Source organism: Flavobacterium sp. (genome assembly GCF_025352425.1).
Taxonomy (GTDB): Bacteria; Bacteroidota; Bacteroidia; order Flavobacteriales; family Flavobacteriaceae; genus Flavobacterium.
In genome coordinates, this window is record NZ_JANXTI010000026.1 from 21,004 (window position 1) to 40,049 (window position 19,046).

20 protein-coding genes are annotated in these 19,046 nt (G+C 37.3%); 8 read left to right on the forward strand and 12 right to left on the reverse strand.

The features are described 5' to 3' along the window. Positions 1-25: 25 nt before the first annotated feature. A complete protein-coding gene (gene ahcY / locus Q0Q99_RS02980; RefSeq protein WP_293891218.1) occupies positions 26-1,342 on the forward strand; it encodes an adenosylhomocysteinase in 1,317 nt (438 codons plus the stop codon). Positions 1,343-1,940: 598 nt separating this feature from the next. Beyond that, positions 1,941-2,375 carry a hypothetical protein gene (locus tag Q0Q99_RS02985; RefSeq protein ID WP_293891221.1) on the forward strand — a complete coding sequence of 145 codons (435 nt, stop codon included), beginning with the start codon at positions 1,941-1,943 and terminating at the stop codon, positions 2,373-2,375. A 131-nt stretch (positions 2,376-2,506) separates the two neighbouring features. Here the strand turns inward: Q0Q99_RS02985 and Q0Q99_RS02990 are convergent, their stop codons facing one another. After that, complete coding sequence (locus tag Q0Q99_RS02990; protein WP_293891224.1) at positions 2,507-2,647, reverse strand: hypothetical protein; 141 nt, start codon at positions 2,645-2,647, stop codon at positions 2,507-2,509. A 388-nt stretch (positions 2,648-3,035) separates the two neighbouring features. Here Q0Q99_RS02990 and Q0Q99_RS02995 point away from each other — a divergent pair, with 388 nt between their 5' ends. Continuing rightward, positions 3,036-3,590, forward strand: coding sequence for a hypothetical protein (locus tag Q0Q99_RS02995; protein WP_293891227.1), 555 nt, complete (start codon positions 3,036-3,038; stop codon positions 3,588-3,590). Between the two features lie 240 nt (positions 3,591-3,830). Here the strand turns inward: Q0Q99_RS02995 and rpmA are convergent, their stop codons facing one another. Together rpmA and rplU are read right to left on the reverse strand one after the other, a co-directional pair. Beyond that, positions 3,831-4,091 carry a 50S ribosomal protein L27 gene (gene rpmA, locus Q0Q99_RS03000; protein ID WP_293891230.1) on the reverse strand — a complete coding sequence of 87 codons (261 nt, stop codon included), beginning with the start codon at positions 4,089-4,091 and terminating at the stop codon, positions 3,831-3,833. A 24-nt stretch (positions 4,092-4,115) separates the two neighbouring features. Then, positions 4,116-4,601 carry a 50S ribosomal protein L21 gene (rplU, locus tag Q0Q99_RS03005; protein ID WP_293891233.1) on the reverse strand — a complete coding sequence of 162 codons (486 nt, stop codon included), beginning with the start codon at positions 4,599-4,601 and terminating at the stop codon, positions 4,116-4,118. A gap of 225 nt (positions 4,602-4,826) precedes the next feature. On the opposite strand from rplU, the gene Q0Q99_RS03010 reads away from it, so the two are divergent. Both Q0Q99_RS03010 and Q0Q99_RS03015 read left to right on the forward strand, forming a co-directional pair. Then, entirely contained in the window at positions 4,827-6,182 is a 1,356-nt protein-coding gene (locus tag Q0Q99_RS03010) for a pitrilysin family protein (RefSeq protein ID WP_293891236.1), read from the forward strand. Positions 6,183-6,191: 9 nt separating this feature from the next. Next, positions 6,192-8,246 (forward strand): pitrilysin family protein, encoded by a 2,055-nt coding sequence (locus Q0Q99_RS03015; RefSeq protein ID WP_293891239.1) that lies wholly within the window; start codon positions 6,192-6,194, stop codon positions 8,244-8,246. Positions 8,247-8,294: 48 nt separating this feature from the next. Here Q0Q99_RS03015 and Q0Q99_RS03020 read toward each other — a convergent pair whose 3' ends face one another. Next, on the reverse strand, positions 8,295-9,161 hold the full coding sequence (locus Q0Q99_RS03020) for a DMT family transporter (RefSeq protein WP_293891242.1): 867 nt from the start codon (positions 9,159-9,161) through the stop codon (positions 8,295-8,297). Positions 9,162-9,360: 199 nt separating this feature from the next. On the opposite strand from Q0Q99_RS03020, the gene Q0Q99_RS03025 reads away from it, so the two are divergent. Then, positions 9,361-9,735, forward strand: coding sequence for a heavy metal-associated domain-containing protein (locus Q0Q99_RS03025; RefSeq protein WP_293891245.1), 375 nt, complete (start codon positions 9,361-9,363; stop codon positions 9,733-9,735). A 49-nt stretch (positions 9,736-9,784) separates the two neighbouring features. Here the strand turns inward: Q0Q99_RS03025 and gldD are convergent, their stop codons facing one another. From gldD to mutY, 4 genes are read right to left on the reverse strand one after another with little or no spacing between them, the layout of a single operon-like run. Further along, the gene (gldD, locus tag Q0Q99_RS03030; protein WP_293891248.1) at positions 9,785-10,342 is read right to left on the reverse strand and encodes a gliding motility lipoprotein GldD; all 558 of its coding nucleotides are present in this window, start codon (positions 10,340-10,342) and stop codon (positions 9,785-9,787) included. Then, positions 10,343-11,638, reverse strand: a complete 1,296-nt coding sequence (locus tag Q0Q99_RS03035; RefSeq protein ID WP_293891251.1) for a gliding motility-associated protein GldE — start codon at positions 11,636-11,638, stop codon at positions 10,343-10,345. It lies immediately after the preceding gene. Between the two features lie 25 nt (positions 11,639-11,663). After that, entirely contained in the window at positions 11,664-12,101 is a 438-nt protein-coding gene (locus Q0Q99_RS03040) for a single-stranded DNA-binding protein (protein ID WP_293891254.1), read from the reverse strand. A gap of 45 nt (positions 12,102-12,146) precedes the next feature. Continuing rightward, positions 12,147-13,187 (reverse strand): A/G-specific adenine glycosylase, encoded by a 1,041-nt coding sequence (gene mutY / locus Q0Q99_RS03045; RefSeq protein ID WP_293891257.1) that lies wholly within the window; start codon positions 13,185-13,187, stop codon positions 12,147-12,149. A 133-nt stretch (positions 13,188-13,320) separates the two neighbouring features. Here mutY and Q0Q99_RS03050 point away from each other — a divergent pair, with 133 nt between their 5' ends. Further along, complete coding sequence (locus Q0Q99_RS03050) at positions 13,321-13,614, forward strand: HU family DNA-binding protein (protein WP_293891260.1); 294 nt, start codon at positions 13,321-13,323, stop codon at positions 13,612-13,614. Between the two features lie 310 nt (positions 13,615-13,924). Continuing rightward, positions 13,925-15,472, forward strand: a complete 1,548-nt coding sequence (locus tag Q0Q99_RS03055) for a ribonuclease E/G (protein ID WP_293891263.1) — start codon at positions 13,925-13,927, stop codon at positions 15,470-15,472. Positions 15,473-15,646: 174 nt separating this feature from the next. Here the strand turns inward: Q0Q99_RS03055 and Q0Q99_RS03060 are convergent, their stop codons facing one another. The 4 genes from Q0Q99_RS03060 to Q0Q99_RS03075 all read right to left on the reverse strand — a co-directional run bounded on the left by Q0Q99_RS03060 (position 15,647) and on the right by Q0Q99_RS03075 (position 18,869). Further along, positions 15,647-15,979 carry a hypothetical protein gene (locus Q0Q99_RS03060; protein ID WP_293891266.1) on the reverse strand — a complete coding sequence of 111 codons (333 nt, stop codon included), beginning with the start codon at positions 15,977-15,979 and terminating at the stop codon, positions 15,647-15,649. 460 nt (positions 15,980-16,439) lie between these two features. Then, on the reverse strand, positions 16,440-17,063 hold the full coding sequence (locus Q0Q99_RS03065) for an alpha-ketoglutarate-dependent dioxygenase AlkB (protein ID WP_293891268.1): 624 nt from the start codon (positions 17,061-17,063) through the stop codon (positions 16,440-16,442). Positions 17,064-17,073: 10 nt separating this feature from the next. Next, entirely contained in the window at positions 17,074-18,435 is a 1,362-nt protein-coding gene (locus tag Q0Q99_RS03070; protein WP_293891270.1) for an exonuclease domain-containing protein, read from the reverse strand. 92 nt (positions 18,436-18,527) lie between these two features. Beyond that, a complete protein-coding gene (locus Q0Q99_RS03075; RefSeq protein ID WP_293891272.1) occupies positions 18,528-18,869 on the reverse strand; it encodes a hypothetical protein in 342 nt (113 codons plus the stop codon). Positions 18,870-19,046: the final 177 nt, after the last annotated feature.

Below are 19,046 nucleotides of genomic sequence, written 5' to 3' on the forward strand. Positions count from 1 at the left end.
TTAAAAACACAAATATACATAATAGATGAGTACACAAACATTACCTTTTGTAGCTTACAAAGTTAAGGATATTAACCTTGCAGCTTGGGGAAGAAAAGAAATTGAATTGGCAGAAGCTGAAATGCCGGGTCTAATGGCGCTTCGCGCTGAATATGGCGCAAACCAACCATTGAAAGGTGCACGTATCGCCGGATGTCTTCACATGACAATCCAGACCGCCGTTCTTATTGAAACATTAATCGCTCTTGGGGCTGAAGTTACCTGGTCATCATGTAACATTTTCTCAACACAGGATCAGGCTGCTGCTGCTATCGCTGCTGCGGGAATCCAGGTGTATGCCTGGAAAGGTCTTGACGAAGAGTCTTTCGACTGGTGTATTGAGCAAACCTTATTCTTTGGTGAAGACAGACAGCCATTAAACATGATTTTGGATGATGGCGGCGATTTAACCAATATGGTTTTCGACCGTTACCCGGAATTAATCCCAGGAATCAAAGGATTATCAGAAGAAACTACTACCGGAGTTCACAGACTATACGAAAGAATGAAAAACGGCACCTTATTCATGCCGGCTATCAACGTAAATGACTCGGTTACCAAATCGAAATTTGACAACAAATACGGATGTAAGGAATCGGCGGTTGATGCTATCAGAAGAGCAACCGACCTTATGTTGGCTGGGAAAAGAGTAGTAGTTTGCGGATACGGTGACGTTGGTAAAGGAACTGCGGCTTCTTTCCGTGGTGCAGGTTCTATCGTTACGGTTACCGAAATTGATCCTATCTGTGCTTTACAGGCCGCTATGGACGGTTTTGAAGTGAAGAAATTAAATACTGTTGTTGGAAATGCTGATATCATCATCACCACTACAGGAAACAAGGATATCGTTATGGGAAGCCACTTCGAGCAAATGAAAGACAAGACTATCGTTTGTAACATTGGTCACTTCGATAACGAAATTGACATGGCTTGGTTAAACCAAAACCACGGTCACTCAAAAATTGAAATCAAACCACAGGTTGACAAATATACTATCGCAGGAAAGGATATCATCATCCTTGCCGAGGGTCGTTTGGTAAACTTAGGTTGTGCAACTGGCCACCCAAGTTTTGTAATGAGTAACTCATTCACCAACCAGACTTTGGCGCAGTTAGAGTTATGGACAAACACTTCAGCTTACAAAAACGAAGTGTATATGTTACCAAAACATTTAGATGAAAAAGTAGCAGCTTTACACTTAGCTAAACTAGGCGTTGAACTGGAAACATTAAATGATGAGCAGGCTGCTTATATTGGTGTTGACGTTCAAGGACCATACAAGCCGGAGTATTACAGATACTAATAAGCACATTGTCACCCGGCTGTCACCCTGAGCTTGTCGAAGGGCTCCAAAGGACATATAATAAAAGAAACCCTTGCAGTAATGTGAGGGTTTTTTGATTATTTAATATCGTGAGACCTGTCAGGTTTTAGAAACCTGACAGGTGTGCAACGCATTTCATTGGGCGCTGGCTGCTTATATTGGTGTTGACGTTCAAGGACCATACAAGCCGGAGTATTACAGATACTAATAAGCACATTGTCACCCGGCTGTCACCCCGAGCTTGTCGAAGGGCTGTCAAAGGGCTCCAAAGGACATATAATAAAAGAAACCCTTGCAGTGATGTGAGGGTTTTTGTTTTAAACCATTCCACACTTTCCCCTTTGTCATTCCGAATCCCCAAACTCGTCATTGCGAGGAACGAAGCAATCTTAACTATATTATAGAAAACCCTCTCAGCGATGTGAGGGTTTTTTGTTTTTACTACTTATCTAATTTTATAAATTATATTAATTATATTTTTTTATAATTTAGCAAACACTTAAATATGTCACCAGCTGGGCAAAGCCTCACGAATCATATCTTTGTATAAGTAAATCATTTAAAACAAAAACTAACTATGACATCAACAGAGGAAAAAAATGGCTGGGATAAAGTTTATTGGGCATATTGTTCTGGAGATTTAAAAAAAATGTTAAGTGTTACAAAATTAGAAACAAGAGCTAGTAATCGGCATTTTTTACTTCAATCAATTATAAGAGATACGTACAAATTAAGAAGTGACGAATATTATCAACAACTATGCTTGAAATTTGGGGAGATCTATTTTGAAGAATATCCTGTATTTGAATTAAAATTAAGAGAACATTTTAAAGAAGATTTACCAAGAATTACAGCATTTGAACATTACGCAACTTTACTTACGGAATTAGGAGAATATGAAAAAGCGATAACTGTTTGTAAAATGGCTATTTCATTTAATCTTAATGACGGCACTAAATCTAACTATCAAGGAAGAATTGACCGGATAAATAAAAAAATAATAACTAAATAATTTGATAAAAATAATATCAGTTCTCTAAAGTGTAAGAACTTCGGAGCAAAAAAAATCAAATCAAATTAACCCCCCCGCTACCGCACGAATCCTTTCGTGTGGTAATTAACTCCAAAAACCACCCCAATCCCTTACCCCATAAGCCCTACACCCCATTTTGTAAATGCACCTCCTGAATCCGTAAACACGCCTCCTGAACGTATAAATGCACTTCCTGATTTCATAAACGCATCTCCTGAATTGATAAATACACTTCCTGAGTTTGTAAACACGCCTCCTGAGTTTATAAATCATCCTCCTGATCTTATGAATACACCTCCTGAGTTTATTAATCAGCTTCCTGACTTTGTAAATGCTATTCCACCCTTTATAATTGGGGTCTCGTGAGTATTAATGCCAACAGCCAATTCTTAAGATTAAATTAAAATTTGCATTAGGAAGAACATTATTACAATTGTGGCACGCACTTTGTTTTTATGGTAATATTAGTAACCAATAAAAAATATAGTCATGAATTCAAAATCCAGAGTTTCCTTTAGCTCACGTTTAACAGAAGGGGAAAAATTAATTGAGTACCTAAACACGTTCACCGGTTTCGACCCAGGTGATGCAGCACTTACAGCAGCAGCTTTTCAAACCCAAACTTCCGCACTACACCTAGTGCAGGACGAACACACAACAAAACACTACGATTATTCCAAAGCCGCATTCGACCGTCGCAAGTTCTTTGACAAGGAAACTAATTCCATCTCAAAAATACTTACGCAGATAGGAGCCAACATCCGAGGTCGATTAGGAAAGGATTCCCAGCAACATCACGATGTCCATGCTTTAGTTCTCAAAATAAGAGGACAAAGAAGGATAACAGTTACCGAAAACTCAACTGAAAATACCATCAGCCGTTGTGAAAACTCCTTTGGTAGCCGCATCATCTACTTCAGTGATATGATAACACTCTTAACAGGATTCGGCACAGATTACGCACCAATCAATGAGAAAATAAAACTTCGAACGATGCGTGATTTACTAACCCAGGCAACAACGGCAACCGCCACAGTATCACAAAAACTCGCCGTATACAAACCGTTAATCGCTGCAAGAAAAGATGGCTTCAAACAACTCTCAGCAACGGCCAAAAGGATTAAGGACATGGTCCTATCCCAATACGGTCAGGACTCCACAGAGTATAACTTAGTAAAAGGCCTAGTGATATAAAACAATACTTCCGTAATTCACCCTGCTTGCCCCTGAAAAACCCTCACATACTGCGAGGGTTTTTTTATTAATAACTTTGTCTTTCCCGGGAACGACTTGGTAGTCTTAAATTTTACTTCCAAGACCTGTCAGGTTTCGAAAACCTGACAGGTCTAAAGTGTCACCCTGAGCTTGTCGAAGGGCTAAAAACAAAAAACCCGACTCATTGAATCGGGTTTTGTATATAATTAAGAGTTGTTCTTATGCTTCAAAAGCAACCACAGAAACAAATGATTTATTATCACCTTTTTTCTGGAATTTCACTACACCAGCAACCCTTGCATGTAAAGTATGATCTTTACCCATGTAAACGTTTTCCCCTGGATTGTGTTTAGAACCTCTTTGTCTAACAATGATATTACCTGCAATTGCAGCCTGACCACCATAAATCTTAACGCCTAAACGTTTTGATTCTGATTCTCTACCATTCTTAGAACTACCGACACCTTTCTTGTGAGCCATGACGTATAAGTTTAAATATTGTTATTATTCTTGAGTATCTTCTTTTTTAGCTTTTGGAGCTGCTGCTTTTTTTGGAGCTGCTTCCTCTGCTTTTTCTACCTTAGGAGCTTTTGCTTTTTTAGGAGCTTCCACTTCTTCCGTTGCTACAGCTTTTTCTGCTTTTGGAGCTGCTTCAGCTTTCGCTGCTTTTTTGCCACCGGTTGCAGATATACCTTCAATCACAATTTGTGTAAGGTATTGTCTGTGTCCATTTCTTTTCTTGTAACCTTTTCTTCTTTTCTTTTTGAAAACGATTACCTTATCTCCTTTTAAGTGTGATAACACTTTGGCTTCTACTGAAGCACCTTCTATAGCTGGGGCGCCTAAAGTAATGCTACCGTTATCGTCTAATAAAAGAACTTTGTCAAAAGAAACTTTTGAACCTTCTTCATTAGTCAAACGGTTAACATAAACCTTTAAGTCTTTGCTCACTTTGAATTGTTGCCCTGCTATCTCTACGATTGCATACATAACATTAATGTTTAGTTAATTTTTTAAGTGCGCAAATATACGACTATTTATTATCCACACAACACTTCCCGCAAAAAAGTTTAAACTTGTCAGTCAAAGTGTTACGTAACGTTTTAGAAATCCACATATTATTGTTGAATATAAATAAAATAAATTACTTTTGGTGTAACAAAATTTAAGCTTAGTTTACTAACAACAAAATCAACTGAAAAATTTAAATTTTTTATGAAAAATTCATTAATCGCTTTAAGTTCAATGCTTATGCTTGGAGGAACAGCTCATGCCCAAAAGGTCGCTTTTGAGGAATACAACCTGCCAAATGGTCTTCATGTAATTTTACACAATGACCCTTCTGCACCTGTTGTAATTACCTCTGTTATGTATCACGTAGGTTCAAAGGATGAAAGTCCGGAAAGAACAGGATTCGCACACTTCTTCGAACACTTATTGTTTGAAGGAACAGAAAACATCAAACGTGGTGAATGGATGAAAACGGTAACGTCAAACGGAGGAACAAACAATGCCAACACATCGGAAGACAGAACGTATTATTTCGAAGTTTTCCCTTCGAACAACACCGAGTTAGGTTTGTGGATGGAATCAGAAAGACTGATGCATCCTGTTATCAACCAAATTGGTGTTGATACCCAAAACGAAGTAGTAAAAGAAGAAAAAAGACTTCGTGTTGACAATCAGCCTTACGGTCAGTTAATTGCCGAAGTAAAGAAAAACATGTTTAAGGTGCACCCTTACCGTTGGGCAACTATCGGTTCTATGGCACATTTAGATGCTTCAAAACTGGAAGAGTTTCAGGCTTTCAACAAAAAATTCTATTCACCAAACAATGCAGTTTTAGTAGTTGCAGGTCAAATCGACATCGCACAGACTAAAGCCTGGGTTGAAAAATATTTCGGACCAATTCCTAGAGGTGTCGAATTGCACAAACAAACATTCACAGAAGCGCCAATTACAGAAACAATCCACGCAACTTACGAGGATGCTAACATTCAAAAACCAATGGTTGTTGCTGCCTACAGAACTCCATCAATGAAAACACGTGATGCACGTATCCTTGATATGATTTCTACTTATTTAAGCAGCGGTAAAAGTTCTAAACTATACAAAAAGATTGTTGACGATAAGAAAATGGCGTTGCAGATTGGAGCTTTCAACTACAGCCAGGAAGATTATGGACAGTACATCCTTTACGGAATGCCACAAGGAGATTTTAAATCAACTGATTTAATCAGAGAAATTGATGAAGAAATTGTGAAAATGCAAAAGGATTTGATTTCGGAAAAAGATTTTCAAAAATTACAAAACATCAACGAAAGTAACTACGTAGACAGTAATTCAAGTATTGAAGGTGTTGCCGAAAACTTAGCTTCTTTCTACCTATTATACGGCGATGTGAATCTTATCAATACAGAAATCGAAATGTACCGTTCTATTACTCGTGAGGAAATTAGAGACGCAGCAAAAAAATATCTTAATCCGAATCAGCGTTTGATTTTAGATTACGTTCCTGCAAAAGACAAAGCTGAATCAAACGAAGGCGAACAAGCAAAGCAAAATAAATAAATTACGAAAATGAAAAAATCAATTATACTTTTATCAAGCTTGTTTTTAACTATTATTATGCAAGCACAAGACAGATCACAACCGAAACCAGGCCCATCGCCAAAAATAAATATCAATAAACCGGAAACTTTTTCGTTGCCAAACGGATTAAAGGTTTTAGTAGTTGAAAACCACAAGCTTCCAAGGGTTTCCTTTAATTTAAGCATGGACAATGCTCCGTATGCTGAAGGAAATAAAAAAGGTGTTGACGATTTAAGCAGCAGCTTAATCGGAAACGGTTCAACAAAAACCCCAAAGGATGCTTTCAACGAAGAAGTGGATTTTCTTGGAGCTGATATTAATTTCTATTCTTCAGGGGCTGCTGCCAATGGATTGTCTAAATATTCGAAAAGAATTTTAGAGTTAATGGCTGAAGGAGCTTTAATGCCAAACTTCACTCAGGAAGAATTTGATAAAGAAAAAGACAAATTAATCGAAGGATTAAAAACACAGGAAAAAAATGTTTCTGTAGTTGCGGGAAGAGTTGAAAACGTTCTGGCTTATGGTAAAAATCATCCGTCAGGAGAATATTTATCGGAAGAAACTATTAACAATGTTACGTTGGCTGATGTAAAAAACAACTATGCTACTTACTTCGTTCCCGAACACGCTTATTTAGTAATCGTTGGTGATGTGAAAACAAAAGACGTGAAAAAAAATGTTAAAAAACTATTTGGTTCATGGACAAAAGCTACTGCGCCAAGATTAACATATTCTAATCCAACTAATGTTCAGTACGCACAAATCAACTTTATAGACATGCCAAATGCGGTTCAGTCTGAAATCTCATTAATCAACACGGTAAACCTAAAAATGTCTGACGCTGATTATTTCCCTGTAATTTTAGCGAACCAGGTTTTTGGTGGTGATTTCAACAGTTATATGAATATGAATTTGAGAGAAAAACATGGCTGGACTTACGGTGCCCGTTCAAGCATTGGTTTCGACAAAAATATCTATAGCAAGTTCAAAGCTAATGCTCAGGTTAGAAATGCCGTTACGGATAGTTCTGTAGTACAATCTTTAATGGAACTAAACAGAATCAGAACTGAAAAGGTTAGTGACGAAATGTTGAACAGCGTTAAAGCTGGTTACATCGGACGTTTTGTAATGCAGGTTGAAAAGCCGGCAACAGTTGCCCGTTACGCTTTGAATATTGAGACAGAAGGTTTGCCTACTGATTTTTACGAAAACTACATCAGAAATATCAATGCGGTTACACCGGATGATATTATGAGAGTAGCCAATAAATATTTCTTAGCTGATAATATGCGTATTGTAGTTACCGGAAAAGGTTCAGAAGTTATTTCAAGCCTGGAAAAATTAAAGATTCCGATGTTCTATTTCGATAAATTCGGAAATCCAACCGAGAAACCAGCGATGAAAAAACCGGTTCCCGCAGGAGTTACAGTAAAATCAGTAATTGACGCGTATGTCGCTGCCATTGGTGGTGACAAAGCAGTGAAAGCTGTAAAATCTATTGCATACGTGGGTTCAACAACAATTCCTCAGGCGCCAATGCCTTTGTCTTACAGTTCAAAAATGGATAGCAAAGGAAGAATGATGGTCGAACTTGCTATGGCCGGAATGGGTTCTATAATGAAGCAGGTTGTAAACGGAAATACCGCATACATGATGCAACAAGGGCAGAAAAAAGTTATGGAAGGTGATGAACTTGCTAAGATGAAAGAGAATGCTATTTTATTCAATGAAACCTTATTGGCAGCCAAAAAAGGCGTAATGATTTCAGGAATTGAACCAATGAACGGAGCGGATTCGTATGCAGTTGTTGACGGCGATACCACTTATTATTTTGATGTAAAAACAGGTTTAAAAACTGCCGAAGCTTCTACTGAAGAGCAAGGCGGACAAAAAATGACCAGAGTAACAAACTTCAACGATTACAGAGTGGTAAAAGGAGTTAAGGTTCCTTTTAATACTATCATGAATGTTGGTTTTGAATTGGACATTAAAATGAGTGATGTAAAAATCAACGAAGGAGTTTCAGATGCTGATTTTCTTTAATTCATAAAATAATTTTATATAAAGAGCCTCGAGTATATCGGGGCTTTTTTATTTTCTGTTCGCCAGATAAACACCAATCAAAATGATGAATGCACCTAAAAACTGCAATGGCGTGAGCATCTCGTTATCCAAAAGTCCCCATAAGCAGGCAACAATCGGAATCAGATAAGTAACCGATGAAGCAAAGATTGGAGATGAAATTTGTATCAGTTTATAAAAAATCACATTGGCAACTCCCGTTCCAACTATTCCTAAAATCATAACATAAAGCATTGCCTGATGCGTTGCTGGTAAATACATTTTGGCACTGAAATCCGTAAAACATAAAATCACAATCGCAGGAACCAACATCACTAAAAAATTTCCAGTAGTGATACTCAAAGGCTTCACATCGGAAAGGTATCTTTTTATCAGATTGACATTCGTAGCATAACAAACTGTCGCTATCAGCACAAAAACGGAATACGAATAATCCTCTGAAACGCCCTGAGCTTTTCCGTTAAAAATCAAAACTGCAGTACCTATTAATCCTATTATGATTCCAAAGATCTGGCTTCTCTTAAAGTTCAGTCCAAAAGCAATCGCGCCTAAAATTAAAGTATTCAATGGCGTCAGCGAATTCAATATTGAACAAATAGAGCTACTGACTTTAGTTTCTGCAATGGCGAAAAGATAGGCCGGAATAAAAGTCCCAAACAAGGAAGTCAACGCTATATATTTCCACTGATGCTGTGCAATTGAAGCCAAACTCTTAAAACCAACTATCAATAGAAAAACAGCGCAAAAGATTATCCGCAAGGAACCCAATTGAAACGGATTCAATCCGTCCAATCCTTTTTTAATCAGTATAAAAGAACTTCCCCAAATCAGAGCCAGCGCTATCAGGATAATCCATTTTAATTGTAGTGATTTCATATGGAAATAGCTATTGATTTTTATTTGTCATATGTAATTCGCTCTTGAATTTTTTCTGTAATTCATTACTTTTGGATGAGCTCTTTTCATACTGGTTTTTACAAGACTTCAAATTTTGTAATTATTTTAAGAATAACAGCTTTTATTTTTTACTAATTTTGTTCAAGATTAAAAATAATCACCCTAATAAATCTTAATTATGAATTTCACCAAATCGTTATTGACTTTTGGTATTGCTTCTACCCTATTATTTAGTTGTAAAGACACTGCTAACAAACCTGTTGCAGGAACAGCGGAAACTAACACTAAAAAAGAAATTGCTGTTGCAACAAAACCCGAGATAGCAAGTTTTAAGATTGAAGGTATGACTTGTGCAATAGGCTGCGCGAGAACAATTGAAGAAAAACTTTCAAAAATGAATGGCGTTCAAAAAGCCACAGTTGATTTTGATAAAAAACAAGCAACGGTTGAATTTGATGCGGCGGTTTTAACTCCGGAAAAATTAACTAAAGCCGTTGAAACTACCGGTGATGGCGAAACGTATAAAGTTTCTGAAATGAAAACAAAAGGATAGTTATAATCTATTCAACATAAGTAAAAAGGAACTCGATTGGGTTCCTTTTTTATTTCCACTTTATTGTTTCAAGTAAACGCTGCATATCATTTTTGACATAATCTGCCGCCGGCATAATTGAATCAAACTTGGGCTTTGCATAAAAATAAATCGAACCTGTTACAAAATGTTTGATGCTATCCGTAGCATAAAACTGCGCATTTGTTGCCGCATTTCCATCAACGCGATAGAACATTCCATATACTTTTTTCTCGCTGTTTACATAGGGTTGTTCCAAAATATCATCCGCTTTTATAACGTGTTCATACGTTAGTTTTTGCGCATCCTTCAACAACAAATTGATGTCATTGTTCACCGTTTTATACGTCAGATAAATGGTAGCTTTCATTTTTGGATAATGAATTGAAAAGCCACAATTTTTATCTTCTTTGATAATGGCATTTTCATTGATTTCAAATTCAAAAGGACAATGATTGCTAAAAAAAGCATATTTGGCAACCGGATAATCCAATCGCAGCTGGCTTGCAGGTTTTGGCAACACTTCATCTTTGCAGCCGGAAACCAAAATCAACAGCGTTACCGCAAGAAAACCAAATGTTCTTCTCATTTATTCAAGAGTTACTTTTAATTGTTTTATTCTTTTTTTGTCCACAACTTCAATCGTGAAGAGCAAATTTGAAAAATGGATTTTCTGTCCCTTTTTGGGAAAATTACCTAAAATCTCTAATATAAATCCGGCCATTGTTTCCGCTTCTCCTTTTTTATTTTCAAATAGTTCTTCGTCAACATCAACAATCCTGTAAAAATCCTTGAGGTTTATTTTCCCTTCAAAAAGGTAATTCTTATCGTCAATTTGGGAGAAATTTAAATTCTCATCATCAAACTCATCCGAAATATCGCCCACAATCTCTTCAATTACATCTTCAAGCGAAACCAATCCCGAGGTTCCTCCATATTCATCAACCACGATGGCTAAATGACTTTTTTTGCTTTGGAATTCTTTTAACAAATCGTCAAGCTTCTTGTTTTCGGGAACAAAAAACGGCTCGCGTACCAGTGTATTCCAATCAAATTCCTTTTTATTAATATGTGGAATCAAATCTTTAACAAACAAAACGCCTTCAATATGATCGATGCTTTCCCTGTAAATCGGAATTCTTGAATAGCCTTTGTCAACTATCTTTTGGTAAATTTCTGCAAAAGTTTCATCCATTTCGAGTGCAAAAATATCAATTCTTGGGCTCATGACTTGCTTTGTATCTGTATTTCCAAACGAGACGATGCCTTCCAATATCTTTTGTTCTTCGGTAGTGGTATCTTCTGTAGAAGTTAATCCTAATGCCTGAGATAACTGATCGACCGAAATATTTGATTTTTGTTTTGCCAGTTTTTCATGCAAATAAATACTCACCGAACGCATTGGCAAGCTAATTGGGGAAAGCAGTTTGTCTAAAACTACCATTGGATTTGCAACAAATTTTGAGAATTTTATGTTGTTTCTACTGGCGTAAATTTTGGGCAAAACTTCGCCAAACAAAAGAATAAGAAATGTAACCAATAAAACCTCAACAATAAATTTCAATAACGGAGAAGCAATGGCTTCAAAGAGAGAATTTCCAACAAAAGAAAAAATTATCACAACGCCGATATGGCTGAAATTGTTTGCTACCAATATCGTTGCCAATAATTTCTTTGGCCGTTGCAGGAGTTTCGAAATCAGGTTCGCTTTTGAAGAATCTTCTTCCGATAAGGTGTTTAAGTCTTGTTGCGTTAGAGAAAAAAGAGCAACTTCGGCAGCAGAAACCATGGCAGAACAAAACAAAAGAAATGCAATAGCTATAATTCCAAAAAGTAAGTTGGTATCAATAGTGGCGAAAATAGTAGTACTGGGCTCAGCGTCCAATGAGGTAAAGATTAGTTAAACAATATCAGAACGGCAAATCATTTTCGGGAGCAGCCGGACTTGGTGCTTCAAAAGTAGTGCTTTTTGTTTCTAAATGTTGTGTTGTTTTTAGTCCGTCAACTTCTTTTTTGGTAGTCAAAAATGTGAATTCAGTAACTTGTATTTCGGTTGTGTATTTTGTAGTACCGTCTTCAGCCTGCCATTGGCGCGATTTTATTCTGCCTTCAACGTATATTTTATCACCTTTTGATAAATACTTTTCACAAATTTCGGCAGCTTTATTCCTCACTACTAAATTATGCCATTCGGTAGAAGTAATTTTTTCATTGGTTTGCTTGTTGATATACACTTCATTAGTAGCCAAAGGGAAACGTCCAATACAATTTCCACCTTCAAAATAATGCATCTTTACTTCGTCACCAAGATGACCAATTAACATTACTTTATTTAAGGTGCCATTCATTTTTTAAATAGTTAGCTTCCTTCAAATTTACTACTTTTTTAAAAATCAGCGCCATTCTTTTTCAATAAAATTATAAATTACAATTGGAAATGGAAATTTAGAGGCTGATTCACAATCAATTCCGTTGTCAAGTGTTCCTTCTACCTTAACTTTCCAGAATTTAATTGCCAAATGTTGGTGTGAAAGTTTGTGAACGATGCTTTCATTATTATATAATTGAATTCCAAGAATCTTGTTTTGGAGAAAGTCTTGATTTTCAATTAATTCCAGGACAGCTATATCGGTTTCTGCTTTTTCGGTTTCTATCAATGGAAACTCGTATAGATTATGCCAGATGCCTTTTTGAGTTCTTTTACTAATAATTGTATCGTTATTCTCGTTCGAAAAAACCAAATAATTAAAATAGCGTTTCGTTACTTTAGTTTTTTTAGATTTTAGCGGAAGCTGCGATACTTTTTTCTTTTGCAAAGCCAAACAGCTGTCATTAAAAACACAAACACGACAGTCGGGATTTTTGGGAACGCATTGCAACGCGCCGAATTCCATTATGGCCTGGTTGAATATATTGGCTTTGCCTTTTGGCAATAAATCTGCTGCTAATTGTGTAAATTCTTTTTTGGCTGCAGCCGATGAAATGTCGGTTTCTACTTCAAAATAACGTGACAGGACGCGATAAACATTGCCATCAACTACCGGAACATTTTCATTATAGGCAAATGAAGCAATGGCTGCCGCTGTATATTCGCCAATTCCTTTTAAATGCAATAAGGCTGCATAAGTCTTCGGGAATTCTCCGTTGAACTCAAAGGCAATTTTTTTTGCTGTTTTATGCAGATTTCTGGCTCGGGAATAATAGCCCAAACCCTGCCACAATTTTAATACTTCTTCCTCATCGGCGCTAGCCAAATCAAAAACCGTGGGAAATGCTGTTGTAAAGCGCAAAAAATAGGGTAATCCTTGTGCAACCCGCGTTTGTTGAAGCATGATTTCTGAGAGCCAAATAGTATACGGATTCGTGTCATTGCGCCAGGGCAAATCACGTTTGTTTTGTAAATACCATTGTATAAGTGCGTTAGGAAAAATCATGGCTAATTGTGGATTGCAAAAATAAATCTTTATGTGATTAAATTTTAATAGATTATGCTTGAAATATTGTTTTTTTAATTCATATATTTGCAACCTCAAAAAAATTACATAATTAATATAAAATACGAAGAAAATGACGAAAGCAGATATCGTAGCAAAGATTTCAGAAAGAAAAGGACTTGAAAAAGGTGATGTTCAAGCAGTAGTTGAAGCGTTTATGGAAGAAGTGAAAAATTCTTTAGAAACTGGTGACAATGTTTATTTAAGAGGTTTTGGTAGCTTCATTATTAAAACCAGAGCTGAAAAAACTGGCAGAAACATTTCAAAAAATACGACAATCAAAATCCCAGCACACAATATTCCAGCATTCAAACCTGCAAAAGTATTTGTAGAGGCAATAAAAACCAATACTGAAGTAGCGGTATAACTTATTTATTAATCACCAAAAATCATCCTAGTATGCCAAGTGGTAAAAAAAGAAAGAGACATAAGGTAGCAACGCACAAACGTAAAAAACGTGCGAGAGCTAACCGACACAAAAAGAAAAAGTAGTTCTAAACTACTTTTCTTTTTTTTAACAAACGTTCATTGAAATTGAAATCGAGAGATTTCACCGGGTAAACAATACCTGTTAAAATGTTTAATCCATCCTAACATTTAGTTATGAGTTATGAGTTATTAGTTGTAAAACTTTTGACTTTTATTTTCGACTAAAAGTCAGGATAAAAATTTACAAAGTGAATAAAGAACTAATCATTAGATCTAGTGCTGACGCTGTAGATTTTGCCTTATTAAAAGATGGAAAACTAATTGAATTACACAAACAAGAAGAAACAAGCAACTTCCAGGTTGGCGATATTTTTATTGCCAAAATAAGGAAGCCGGTTGCAGGACTTAACGCTGCTTTTGTAAATGTAGGCTACGAAAAAGATGCCTTTTTACATTATCAGGATTTAGGTCCAAGTTTTGCTTCTTATTTGAAATTCATAAAACTTGTAAGCGCAGGTAAACTAAAAGATTTTTCCCTAAAAAACTTCCAGTTTGAGAAAGAAATTGATAAAGATGGTGCGGTAGCAGACATACTGACCGCCAATCAATCAATATTAGTACAAGTAGTAAAAGAACCTATTTCTACAAAAGGGCCAAGAATAAGCTGTGAGCTTTCATTCGCTGGCCGATTTTTAGTTTTAGTGCCTTTTTCAGACCGGGTTTCTGTTTCGCAAAAAATAGAATCCAAAGATGAAAAAGACCGACTTAAAAAACTAGTACAATCAATCAAACAAAGAGGTTTCGGTGTTATTGTGAGAACAGTAGCAGAAGGCAAAAACATAGCCGAATTAGAAAAAGATTTGCAGAACTTAATGAATAGATGGACTGCAATGAGTAAAAAATTACCAACTGCACATCATCCATCCAAAGTGTTAGGAGAGCTAAACAAAGCATCTTCCATACTTAGAGATGTATTTAACGATACTTTTACCAGTATCCAAATTGATGATGAAGAGTTGTACCAGGAAACAAAGGACTATTTAGCCGAAATAGCTCCTGAGAAACAAAAAATTGTGAAATTTTATCAGTCGAAAGACACGCAATTGTTTGAGAAATATCATATCGAAAGACAAATAAAAACTTCTTTCGGACGAACAGTATCGATGAGTAAAGGTGCTTATTTGATAATAGAACATACTGAAGCTTTGCACGTTATTGACGTGAATAGCGGAAACCGTTCTAACAAAGCCAACAATCAGGAAGATACTGCTTTGGAAGTAAATATGATAGCTGCCGCAGAAATCGCAAGACAGTTACGTCTTCGTGATATGGGCGGAATTATCGTTATCGATTTTATCGATATGAAAGATCCGGACAATCGCCAAGTGTTGTTCAACTTCCTTAGGGATGAAATGAGCGATGATAAAGCCAAACACAAAATCTTACCCCCGAGTAAGTTTGGATTAGTCCAAATTACAAGACAAAGAGTAAGACCAGAAGTAAATATTGAAACAAGAGAAGAAAATCCAAATAACCTGATGAGCGATGTTGATGCGCCAATTCAGATTATAGATAAAATTGGTTTCTCTCTTGAAAAAATTATCAACGGCCATAAAAAGGTAACACTAAATGTGCATCCCTTTGTGGCAGCATACCTTAAAAAAGGTTTTCCATCATTACGTTCAAAATGGTTTTTTGAACATAAAAAGTGGGTAAAAATCATACCTCGTGACGCTTACACGTATTTGGAATATCATTTCTTTGACAACAAAGGAAAAGAGATTTCAGAAAAATAAAAGAAACCGCCTTTCGCAAGATCGGCGGTTTTTTTGTTTCTATTTTGAAGCTATTCCGGCTATACGTTTCAATCTTTTAAGAATTGATGTGCCTTCGCTAACGCTCAGGCCAATCCTTAAAAGGATTTCCACTGCTATCCGGGCTAAAAATCACAAACCAAATGAATTTTTCACTCATGTATCCTGAGCTTCTCGGTTATCCGGGTTGTCCTGCGTGATGTATTTCTCCGTGTTTTTCGTATTAAAAGCTCGTTCATCTTCGGGAGAACGATACGCGCTTTCTTTTCCTGATGTCTCTGCCGGACCTTCGGAAAAATTATTTTCATCGTGCTCATTATTTGAAGTATTGTCGTTGTTATAATACCGATATGGATCAGTGTCCGACTTAAAATCTTCCGTCTTTCTCTCCGAATCAACATTTAAACGTGCCATGTCTATGTGTTTTTCTTTTTCATTCTGTGGATTACTGTCGTCATGACCATAATTCCCATTGCCATTGTTTTCCATAATTTGATTATTAAATAATTGTAAAATTAGCATCTTTACGGGCTGGGCGAATTACAAGATTTTTATAATTACTTACACTGTTTAGCATTCAAACAGTTCGGTTTCCAATCCCAGTAAGAGGTCGATATTCTATAATATTTAGAATAAATCGTATAAGCTGGTTAAATCCCCGTAAAATAAATTTGTACTACAAGTTAGTTCGTGAGTAACAAATTTCTGTCGGTACGAAGACGAGGGATGACAGTTCGTCGAGGAGGCTGTAACGGGGCATGCACTTTCCATCCCTTCGTGCATGTAATAACCTAACGTCGGCACACTTGTGGATTACCAGGTCGGCTTTTGCTAGCAAAAATACCTGAAGCCCACTGGGCTTCCTCCTCTTAATCTCAAATGTGGAAACCGGTCAGCAACACGGCGGTTCGACAGAAAACTAAAGTCCTCGTTTCGGCGGGGACTTTTTTTATTTCTCCGTTTTAACCTGCCTGAAAGTGAGATTGATTCTTGGCAAAACATCCCTCGCCGTTTTTGGAACCTGATGCTCCCAATACGTATTGCTTGAGCCCGCCATTAATAGAAATGAACCATGATATAACGGAATTTCAATGTTCGGTATATGTTTCATAAACTTATGACGCAAACGGAACAGGCGCGTTTCGCCAAAGGTTACCGAAGCAATGTTCATATCCTTGTTGGTGCTAGTTGTCTTATCGCTATGCCAACCCACACCATCCGTTCCGTTCCGATATAAATTCAACAAAACAGCATTGAATATTATTTGGGTTTCATTTTCAACCCGATGCTTTATTTCGAGCAATTCGGTCGGCCAATTGGGATTGGATTCCCGTTCAGGCCGGTTCGTATCGCCGTACCAGGAAACCATACGTGGAGCGGTAACCACTTTGTCATACATTGGCATCTCGTACTCATGCCAATGGGTCTCTTGAAGCAGTGTAGTATAATATTCATCAGCTTCCTCCTTAACAAAGAAGTTATCAATCAATAACAAATCACAATCGGGCACATCATAAACTTTTTTGCCACGCATCCCAGAGGTGAACATCTCAGTATCATTGAATAAAATCATAATTCCTTTTCTATTTGAGGACTTTCCCGGGATATTTCTCTGCATGGCCGTAAATCAGCTGCATAATGTATTGATTGCTCCTATAAGGTGTAACATAATCCCGCACCTCTGAGGCTTCGCCGAATGCGAGATCCGATGCAACGTAACCCATTCCATAAAAGTGCCCCTTTTCCACCCAGATGCAACTTCGTTCCTCCGCGTTCCTGCCTTTGTCCATAATGGCAAAGCTTGGCCGGTTTTGTAAAAAGAAATCGATGGCACTTTCAATCTGACCGTTATGATAGGCCACTTCGGGTAAGTTCACAGTATCGGTTTGGATAAACGTTTCGCCTTCACCGGGACTTCCATATTTGCAGAACCGGTAGTCAATTTGAAATTGTTCCATCAACTGCCGCAGCAAATTTATTCCGTCGTGCTCGCTATTAAAAACCTCAATACAGTGCTGACTTTTATTAACTTTCGCTATGGCGAGATAGAGGTAACCATTACGCGCTTCATATTGATAAAGTCCATATTTTGGGTCAAATCGTTTTAGAGCCCTGTTATAAGTGGGCCATAATTTCTTTATTTCATTACATTCAAGCAGCAGTGCCATAAGTTCTGTAGCACAGGCTTCAAAGGAAATGTTGTAAATATCCTTTAGGAAATTCTGCCGTTGTGGATTGATATTATGACCTGTGAAATGCGAGGCAACGCGCTTTTTTATGTTGACCGCTTTCCCGACATAGATTACTTTTTTTTCCTTGTTATAGAAATAATACACACCGGGCTTTTCGGGTAACTGCTCAAAGACGGCTGGCGGTAAGTTGGGAGGCAGTCGTTGGTCCTGTGCCGTTTTCTTTATCATCTTCTCCATTACTCCTTCTTCGTCCCATTCCAATAACCGCGAAAACAATATGGCTGTTGCATCGGTATCACCACCTGCACGGTGCCGGTTTTCCAATGGAATGTCTAACGAATGGCAAAGGTTCCCCAGGCTATAGGAATTCAGTCCCGGCCTTATTTTTCTTGCCGCTCGCACGGTACACAGTTTCTTTGCTGTCCATTTGAATCCCGACCTTTCGAGTTCGTGCCGGACAAAAGAGTAATCAAAGTTGACGTTATGTGCTACGAAAATCCGACCGGTAAGCATTTCCAAAATTTTTTCTGAAACATAGTCAAAGGTGGGCGCGTCACGAACGGTTTCGTTATTGATTCCCGTCAGTGCGAAAATAGCAGGCGGTATATCCTTTTGGGGATTGACAAGCGTTTCCCAGCGATCAATTATGCGTGTACCGTCATGGATGATAATAGCGATTTCCGTAATACGGCTGCCACTCGCATTGCCGCCGGTAGTTTCGATATCGACTATCGCGAATTCCTGCTTCTTCATTTATTAAATTGTGGTTCAATGTGGTACACAAAATTATGATATTACCGCACTATAGCAACAATAAGTTTATTGACAAATCCTCACATTAACATTTAAGCAACCGCAGCTAACTGCACCACATAATATTGTTCATTGCCACACTCCCACTCCTGCGTAATCACCAAGTTGGAATTCCTAATGCTGCTAAGTTGACTGCTGACGTCTTTCTCTATGCTGTTGCTCTTACCGATTTCTGTGATAACATAAAAGTTGACGTAGTGTTCCGGTGAAGGATTGGCATCGCTGTAATCGCATTGGTTGTCCAATTCGTATTCATAGGGGCGTACGTCAATTAAGTTGGTAGAATTTTGTTTTGCCAATAAACGGATGATTTCCTCCGTAGCAGATTGTGTTCCTATATGACCAGAGGTCCTGTAGTGTAAGATAGCTTCCATAGTAGTAGATTTTTAGGTAAAATTACTGTGTTGTAGGCACTTGACTCTTATATCATTTTCGGGAAATTTTACTGGGACGCAAAGAAGTAAGGGGAATTTCTTATATATTTGGATAATTATTCTTGCGAGTGACAAAAACTTCGCCTATTAATGAGTTAGCAAACATTGCTCCAGACC

What these genes read in the sequence shown, in the direction of transcription:
- rplU (WP_293891233.1), bottom strand. Translation starts at nt 4,601, where the DNA reads ATGTATGCAATCGTAGAGATAGCAGGGCAACAATTCAAAGTGAGCAAA.
- Q0Q99_RS03050 (WP_293891260.1), top strand. Translation starts at nt 13,321, where the DNA reads ATGACGAAAGCAGATATCGTAGCAAAGATTTCAGAAAGAAAAGGACTT.
- Q0Q99_RS03020 (WP_293891242.1), bottom strand. Translation starts at nt 9,161, where the DNA reads ATGAAATCACTACAATTAAAATGGATTATCCTGATAGCGCTGGCTCTG.
- gldD (WP_293891248.1), bottom strand. Translation starts at nt 10,342, where the DNA reads ATGAGAAGAACATTTGGTTTTCTTGCGGTAACGCTGTTGATTTTGGTT.
- Q0Q99_RS03065 (WP_293891268.1), bottom strand. Translation starts at nt 17,063, where the DNA reads ATGATTTTATTCAATGATACTGAGATGTTCACCTCTGGGATGCGTGGC.
- Q0Q99_RS03070 (WP_293891270.1), bottom strand. Translation starts at nt 18,435, where the DNA reads ATGAAGAAGCAGGAATTCGCGATAGTCGATATCGAAACTACCGGCGGC.
- Q0Q99_RS03075 (WP_293891272.1), bottom strand. Translation starts at nt 18,869, where the DNA reads ATGGAAGCTATCTTACACTACAGGACCTCTGGTCATATAGGAACACAA.
- Q0Q99_RS03010 (WP_293891236.1), top strand. Translation starts at nt 4,827, where the DNA reads ATGAAAAATTCATTAATCGCTTTAAGTTCAATGCTTATGCTTGGAGGA.
- Q0Q99_RS03025 (WP_293891245.1), top strand. Translation starts at nt 9,361, where the DNA reads ATGAATTTCACCAAATCGTTATTGACTTTTGGTATTGCTTCTACCCTA.
- ahcY (WP_293891218.1), top strand. Translation starts at nt 26, where the DNA reads ATGAGTACACAAACATTACCTTTTGTAGCTTACAAAGTTAAGGATATT.
- Q0Q99_RS03060 (WP_293891266.1), bottom strand. Translation starts at nt 15,979, where the DNA reads ATGGAAAACAATGGCAATGGGAATTATGGTCATGACGACAGTAATCCA.
- Q0Q99_RS03015 (WP_293891239.1), top strand. Translation starts at nt 6,192, where the DNA reads ATGAAAAAATCAATTATACTTTTATCAAGCTTGTTTTTAACTATTATT.
- mutY (WP_293891257.1), bottom strand. Translation starts at nt 13,187, where the DNA reads ATGATTTTTCCTAACGCACTTATACAATGGTATTTACAAAACAAACGT.
- rpmA (WP_293891230.1), bottom strand. Translation starts at nt 4,091, where the DNA reads ATGGCTCACAAGAAAGGTGTCGGTAGTTCTAAGAATGGTAGAGAATCA.
- Q0Q99_RS02985 (WP_293891221.1), top strand. Translation starts at nt 1,941, where the DNA reads ATGACATCAACAGAGGAAAAAAATGGCTGGGATAAAGTTTATTGGGCA.
- Q0Q99_RS03040 (WP_293891254.1), bottom strand. Translation starts at nt 12,101, where the DNA reads ATGAATGGCACCTTAAATAAAGTAATGTTAATTGGTCATCTTGGTGAC.